Here is a 298-nt window from a genome sequence, read left to right as displayed (position 1 = left end):
CGGCGGTGTGTCCCGGCCCAGAGTCGGGGCACACCGCCGTTTGCGTTGGGGTGGTGGGGCGTTGCTCCGCTGTCGTGAGATTCGACTCGGCTCGGCGGAGGGGGTGTGCTGGGGCGAAGAGCTCGGGCTCAAGAAAACGATGGGGAAGGGACCGCGGGGGAGGGGATACATGGGAGGGGCGAGCGGGAAGGGTGAGCGGGAGGGGGTGAGCGGTGTAGGGGCGCGAAGGTTGGGGTGATGGGGCGGGGGCCGGGCCGCGGATGGGAAGAGGCAAGGAGCCAAAGCGGTAAAGATGCAT

Origin of the sequence: Leucobacter sp. M11, assembly GCF_035726885.1 — a bacterium.
In the GTDB taxonomy this organism is placed as follows: Bacteria; Actinomycetota; Actinomycetes; order Actinomycetales; family Microbacteriaceae; genus JAPFRB01.
This window is presented reverse-complemented; position numbering follows the sequence as displayed.